This is a genomic window from Rhodoferax sp., assembly GCF_028714215.1.
GTDB lineage: Bacteria > Pseudomonadota > Gammaproteobacteria > Burkholderiales > Burkholderiaceae_C > Rhodoferax.
The window spans coordinates 1-5,763 of sequence record NZ_JAQTMS010000094.1; the positions used below are offsets into that span (position 1 = coordinate 1).

A 5,763-nucleotide genomic window follows, 5' to 3' on the forward strand; every position below is an offset into this window, starting at 1 on the left:
GGCCACCGAGCGGCGCAGCGGCGCGTAGCCACCGGAGTAGCTGTAGTCGAGCATATCGGGGTAAGTCATGCGCCAGTGCTTGTTCTGCAGACGCTGCCAGAGCGCCACCGGGAAGGCGCTGAAGTCCACGATACCCGGTGTGAACGGGTAAATCTCCAGTTCGGCGGCGCAGAAAGTCGTCAGCAGGGCCTGGCCACGGCGTGACAGGTTGGCATCCTGGTTCTCCGGCGCCGGAGCCCGGCGCGCCACCGTTCTGGGAACCCGCTCCTTGACAAAGGTACCGCTGCCGACATGGCTGCTCAGGTAGCCCTCGACGGTTAACTGGTTGAGGGCGGCGATCACGGTGTTGCGCGACAGCTTCAAATCCTGGCTCAGGTCGCGGCTGGACGGCAGGCGATCACCGGGGGCCAGCTTGCCGTCCAGCATGGCACGCCGCAGGGCTTTGTACAACTGGCGTTGCAGGGGCAGCTTGTCCTGCAAACGCAGGCGCGCAATTTCGGTCAACAAGAATTCGGAGAGCATAAAGTGGCACTAAGCAACGGGTCTAATTGGTTCCATTGTGAATCAATTGCGCCAGCACAATCGGCCAAATTACATGGAGACACTTATGAATCTGAAAACCCTGAAAAACAGCCTTCATCTGGCGGCGGCGCTGGCCCTTGTGGTCGGCTGCCTGCCAGCCACAGTCAATGCCCAGAGCAAGCAATTGTTCCTCTACAGTTGGGCCAACTACGTGCCGCCGAACCTGCTCAAGCGCTTTGAGGCCGAGACCGGCATCAAGGTCAGCATCGACGCCTACGACAGCAACGATTCGATGCTGGCCAAGTTGCAGGCCGGCGGTGGCGGCTACGACATCGTGGTGCCCAGCAACTCGGTGTTGGGCACCATGATCAAGTCGGGCTTGTTGTTGAAGGTCGAGGCCTCCAAGATGAGCAATTTCAAGAACGTGACGGCGCCGCACGATCATCCGGCAACCGATCCCAACCGCGACTACTCGGTGCCCTATCTGTGGGGTTCGACCGGCTTCACCTACGATTCGGCCAAGGTCCCCGGTGGCAAGCTCAACGACAGCTGGAAGGAATTCTTCGAGCCGCGTCCCGAGGTCGCCGGCAAGATCGCCGCCCTCAACGACCAGGGCGAAATGTTCACCGCCGCCGCGTTGTACCTGGGCGTCGACACCTGCACCGAGAACCCGGCCGATGCGCAGCGCATTCTTGACGTGCTGGAAAAACAAAAACCCAGCGTGAAAATCTATTCCTCCACCGGCACCATCGGCCGCATGGCCGCTGGCGAGGTCACGATACACCAACAGTGGAACGGCGCTTCCTACAAGTCGCATGCCAAATTGGCGACCGCGGTTTTCGTCTATCCCAAGGAAGGCATGAATCTGTGGGGCGACAATTTTGCCGTGCCCAAGGGCGCCCCCAACCCGGAGAGCGCCAAGACCTTCATGAACTGGATGATGGAGCCGAAGAACGCGGCCGAAGCTTCCAATTTCGGTGGCTACAACAACGCCATCAAGGGCTCGGATGCGTTCATGGACGCCGAGCTGCGCAACAGCCCGGCGATCAACCCGTCGGAAGCCATGAAGAGCCGTTTCCGCCCGGTCAAGGATTGCTCGGTCAAGGCGCGTGAACTGCGCGACGGCGTCTGGACGCGGCTGCGTCGCTGACCGTCACGGGGAAGCGGCCAGGGGGCCGCTTCTGTGCTTCCGCTGGCCCATTTCGAACGCTTCAAATGGGCTCTTGAGCTTCGCTTTTGTTTCTATCATGGGTTCCCGATGACCGATACCGCCATTGCCATTGCGGGCGTTTGCAAGACTTTCTCCGGTGCCAGTCAGCCCGCCCTGGCCGATCTGTCGCTGGACATCCGAAAGAACGAGTTTTTCACGCTGTTAGGTCCCTCGGGCTGCGGCAAGACGACGCTGCTGCGCATGATTGCCGGTTTTGAAAACCCCGACGCCGGCCGCATCGAACTCGATGGTGTCGCCATGGGCCGCACGCCGCCCAACCAGCGACCGGTCAACACCGTGTTCCAGAGCTACGCCCTGTTTCCGCACATGACGGTCAGCCAGAATATGGCGTTTGCGCTGGAGATGCTGGGCCGGCCGCGCGATGCCATCCGCACGCGGGTCGCCGAAATGATGCGCTTGCTGCGTCTGGAGGGCATGGGCGAGCGCTATCCGGCCCAGCTTTCCGGCGGCCAGCAGCAGCGCGTGGCGCTGGGACGTGCCCTGGCACCGGAACCCAAAGTGCTGTTGCTGGATGAGCCGCTGTCGGCCCTGGACCTGAAATTGCGCAAGGAAATGCAGGTCGAGTTGAAGCGCTTGCAGTCCGCCACCGGCATCACTTTCGTCTTCGTCACGCACGACCAGGAAGAGGCCTTAAGGATGTCCGACCGGATCGCGGTGATGCGCGACGGCAAGGTGATGCAAATGGGGCGCCCGGACGATATTTACGAGCGACCGGCCAATCTGTTCGTCGCCGAATTCATAGGCGACGCCAATTTCCTGCCGGCCACCTGCGTTGAAAGAAGCGGGCCGGGCGGGCGCTTCCGTCTGAGCTGCTGCGGCGATGATGTGGTTGAGTTGGTGGTGGACGATGCCAACGGCATTGCGACGGGCGCCAAAGCGCTGCTGGTGGTGCGCCCGGAACGCGTTGCCCTGGTGCCGCTGGCCTCGGCGCTGTTGCGCGCGGAAGTGCCGGAGGCGATCTACAGCGGCAGCGATCTGATGCTGCACGCCAAACTGGCGGATGGAACCTTGTTGCGCGTGCGTTTGTCGGGCCCGGTGGAGGCGGCCACGCAGACTGGTGGCCGCATCGGCTTTGCCATACCGGGCAGCGCGGTTCGGGTCTTTGCGCCATGAGCACGGTGCGCGCCCGCGATCTGGCCTTGACGACGCCGGCGGCGCTGTTTCTGGCCGTCTTCATGATTGCGCCGCTCCTGTTGATGCTCTACGTCTCGACGCTGGAACGCGCGCCCTTCGGCGGTGTGCTGTGGGGCAGCCACACGGGGGTCGCCTACGAGAAACTGCTGTTCGAGCGCGACCTGGCGGGACGGCTCTCCTTCAACAGCGACTACATCGCGATCTTCGCCCGCTCGTTCCGGCTGGCGACCATCACCACCATCCTGACGCTGCTGGTCAGCCTGCCGACGGCGCTGTACATGACCACGCTGTCGCGCCGGCGCGCGGCCTTCATCCTGTTTCTGGTGACGGTGCCGTTCTGGACCAATCTGCTGGTGCGCAATTTCGCCTGGATCCTGATCCTGCGCAACGGCGGAACGCTGGACCAAAGCCTGCAGTGGCTGGGCCTGACCAGCAACTCGCTGGACATTCTGTACACCCCGCTGGCGACCGGCATCGGGCTGACCTATTCCTTTCTGCCATTCATGATTTTGCCGACCTACGTGGCCCTGGAGCGGATCGACAAACGCCTGATCGAAGCCGCTTTCGATCTGGGCGCCGACCGCTGGCGCGTGCTGACGCGCGTGGTGCTGCCGCTGGCCATGCCGGGCATTCTGGCCGGCGCCATTCTGGTCTTCGTTCCCTGCCTGGGCGCCTACGTCAGCCCGGAGTTGCTGGGGGGCGGCAAGTCCTTGATGATCGGTAATCTGGTGCAGGCGCAGTTCGGCGCCTCGCGCAACTGGCCGTTCGGTGCCGCGCTGGCGCTGGTGCTGGTGGCGGTGCTGCTGCTGACTTTGCTGTTGTGGCGTTTTGTGCAACGCCGTCTGGGGCGAACCGCATGATGCCGGAACAGAACCTGCTGAGCAGTCGCTCCAACGCTGTCATTGCCGCGCTGGCACTGGTCTTTCTCTACATTCCCATCATCACCCTGGTGGCCTTGTCTTTCAACGAGAACGACCTGACCACCATCTGGAGCGGCCTGAGCGTCAAGTGGTACCTGGCGGTGCTGGACAACGGCGACATCCTGCGCGCCGCCAAGAACTCCCTGATCGTTGCCAGCCTTGCCACCGTGCTGGCGACCATGGCGGCGACCGCCGCGGCGCTGGGCGTGGTGCGTACCACTACGCTCCACAGGGGCGCCGTGGAGGGCTTGCTCAGCCTGCCGCTGCTGGTGCCGGAGATCGTGACTGCGGTGGCCTTGCTGATGCTGTTCGTGCTGGCCGGGCTGCCGCTGGGCCTGCTGTCGGTGATCCTGGCACACACGGTCTTTTGTATTCCTTTTGCCTACTATCCGATCCGCTCGCGCCTGGCCGGACTGGACCCGGCCCTGATCGAGGCTGCCAGCGACCTCTATGCGCCGCCCTGGAAACGCTTTGTGCGGATCGAATTGCCGTTGCTGAGTCCAGGCATTTTTGCCGGCGCGCTGCTGGCCTTTATCAGTTCTTTGGGCGACTTTGTCATCACCTATTTCGTCGCCGGCCCCGGCTCCACGACGCTGCCGGTCTACATCTTCGGCATGATACGCACCGGTGTCACGCCCGAAGTCAATGCTTTGTCGGCGGTCTTCCTGCTGGTGTCGGTGGCCGTCATCACGGTGGCGTTCCTGGTCGGACGGCGCATCAATGAAACGGACCGGCAGCCATGAAAGTTTTCTACAGTGCCGACTACGTGGGCGCCGGTTATGCCTTCGAGACCACACGCAAGGCCAAGTGGGTCGCCGACTCCCTGCTCACCGACCCGATAGCCAAGCTTGAACTGGTGGCGCCGGCGCCGCTGTCGTGGCAGCAACTGGCCCAGGTGCATGAGCCGGAGTACTTGCGCGCCGTGCAAACAGGCGTTCCGCTTGAGCTGGCCCAGTCGCAGGAATTTACCTGGGACGCCGGCTTGTGGCCCATGGTGCTGGCGTCCAATGGTGGCGCCGTGGCGGCGGCGCTGGAGGCCTTGCGCAGCGGCCTGGCGGGCTCGCTCTCCAGCGGCCTGCACCACGCCCGGCGCGCTGCGGGCGCCGGCTATTGCACTTTCAACGGACTGGTGGTGGCGGCGCGGGAAGCGCTGGCCGCCGGCGCCAGGTCGGTGCTGATCCTGGACCTCGATGCCCATTGCGGCGGCGGTACCGCTTCGCTGATCGGCGACCAGCCAGGCATCTGGCAATGGGACGTGTCGGTCGACGACTATGACCGCTACGACAGCAGCGAGCGCAGCCGCTTGCAACTGGTCAACAGCAGCGACGCTTACCTGGGTGCCATCGAAAGCAGTCTGCGCCAGGTGGCACAGGATGGGCCGCACTTCGACCTGTGTTTGTACAACGCCGGCATGGACCCGTTCGAAGGCTGTTCCGACGGCGGTCTGGCCGGCATCACGCGCAGCCTGCTGGCGGCGCGCGAGGAAATGGTGTTCGACTGGTGCCGGCAGCGTGGCTTGCCGGTGGCGTTCTTGCTGGCCGGCGGCTACATCGGCGAGAAGCTGGATCAGCAGGGTCTGGTGGATCTGCATCGCCTGACGCTGTCGACCGCCGCGCAGTCGAGCTTGGTTCGGTAGGGCTTCTGTTGAGAGTGCCCGAGATGGTGACATGCCAAACCTCGTTGGGCATGGTGGGTGGATCAGGCTGGCGGGGCACTCAGCTCCGTGTCCCCCGCCCTGCGGGCTCCTCCTTTACCTGCGCCGAGCGCCCCACCAACCTGATCTTTCATGCGGGGTTGGCGTGCGAGTGGCGCAAACCACCGATTGCATCTGCATCAGGCGGGCTTGTGTAACCGCTCCAGCGTCTCGGAGACGGCACGAGCCAGCAGCGGACCGCAGCGCTCGATATCGGCCAGCGTGGCATAGCCGTAGCCGATCACCAGACCCTTGGCATCCTT

At 63.6% G+C, this 5,763-nt stretch carries 6 protein-coding genes; 5 read left to right on the plus strand and 1 reads right to left on the minus strand.

From position 1 onward, the window contains the following. Positions 1-522 (minus strand): GntR family transcriptional regulator (locus PHS32_RS23725; RefSeq protein ID WP_301081990.1); only part of this gene is annotated, 522 nt, incomplete at its 3' end. An 85-nt stretch (positions 523-607) separates the two neighbouring features. Between PHS32_RS23725 and PHS32_RS23730 the strand changes: the two genes are divergently transcribed. The 5 genes from PHS32_RS23730 to PHS32_RS23750 all read left to right on the plus strand — a co-directional run bounded on the left by PHS32_RS23730 (position 608) and on the right by PHS32_RS23750 (position 5,443). Continuing rightward, a complete protein-coding gene (locus PHS32_RS23730; protein WP_301081995.1) occupies positions 608-1,672 on the plus strand; it encodes an extracellular solute-binding protein in 1,065 nt (354 codons plus the stop codon). A 108-nt stretch (positions 1,673-1,780) separates the two neighbouring features. Continuing rightward, the gene (locus PHS32_RS23735; protein WP_301081998.1) at positions 1,781-2,866 is read left to right on the plus strand and encodes an ABC transporter ATP-binding protein; all 1,086 of its coding nucleotides are present in this window, start codon (positions 1,781-1,783) and stop codon (positions 2,864-2,866) included. Continuing rightward, positions 2,863-3,747, plus strand: coding sequence for an ABC transporter permease (locus PHS32_RS23740; RefSeq protein ID WP_301082005.1), 885 nt, complete (start codon positions 2,863-2,865; stop codon positions 3,745-3,747). The genes PHS32_RS23735 and PHS32_RS23740 overlap by 4 nt, the downstream gene beginning before the upstream one ends. Beyond that, positions 3,744-4,550 (plus strand): ABC transporter permease, encoded by an 807-nt coding sequence (locus PHS32_RS23745; protein WP_301082006.1) that lies wholly within the window; start codon positions 3,744-3,746, stop codon positions 4,548-4,550. Before PHS32_RS23740 ends, PHS32_RS23745 begins: the two co-directional genes overlap by 4 nt. Continuing rightward, complete coding sequence (locus PHS32_RS23750; RefSeq protein ID WP_301082008.1) at positions 4,547-5,443, plus strand: hypothetical protein; 897 nt, start codon at positions 4,547-4,549, stop codon at positions 5,441-5,443. Before PHS32_RS23745 ends, PHS32_RS23750 begins: the two co-directional genes overlap by 4 nt. Positions 5,444-5,763: the final 320 nt, after the last annotated feature.

Excerpts from the sequence above, each read along its gene's own strand:
- PHS32_RS23745 (WP_301082006.1), top strand. The coding sequence starts at position 3,744 with ATGATGCCGGAACAGAACCTGCTGAGCAGTCGCTCCAACGCTGTCATT.
- PHS32_RS23735 (WP_301081998.1), top strand. The coding sequence starts at position 1,781 with ATGACCGATACCGCCATTGCCATTGCGGGCGTTTGCAAGACTTTCTCC.
- PHS32_RS23730 (WP_301081995.1), top strand. The coding sequence starts at position 608 with ATGAATCTGAAAACCCTGAAAAACAGCCTTCATCTGGCGGCGGCGCTG.
- PHS32_RS23740 (WP_301082005.1), top strand. The coding sequence starts at position 2,863 with ATGAGCACGGTGCGCGCCCGCGATCTGGCCTTGACGACGCCGGCGGCG.
- PHS32_RS23750 (WP_301082008.1), top strand. The coding sequence starts at position 4,547 with ATGAAAGTTTTCTACAGTGCCGACTACGTGGGCGCCGGTTATGCCTTC.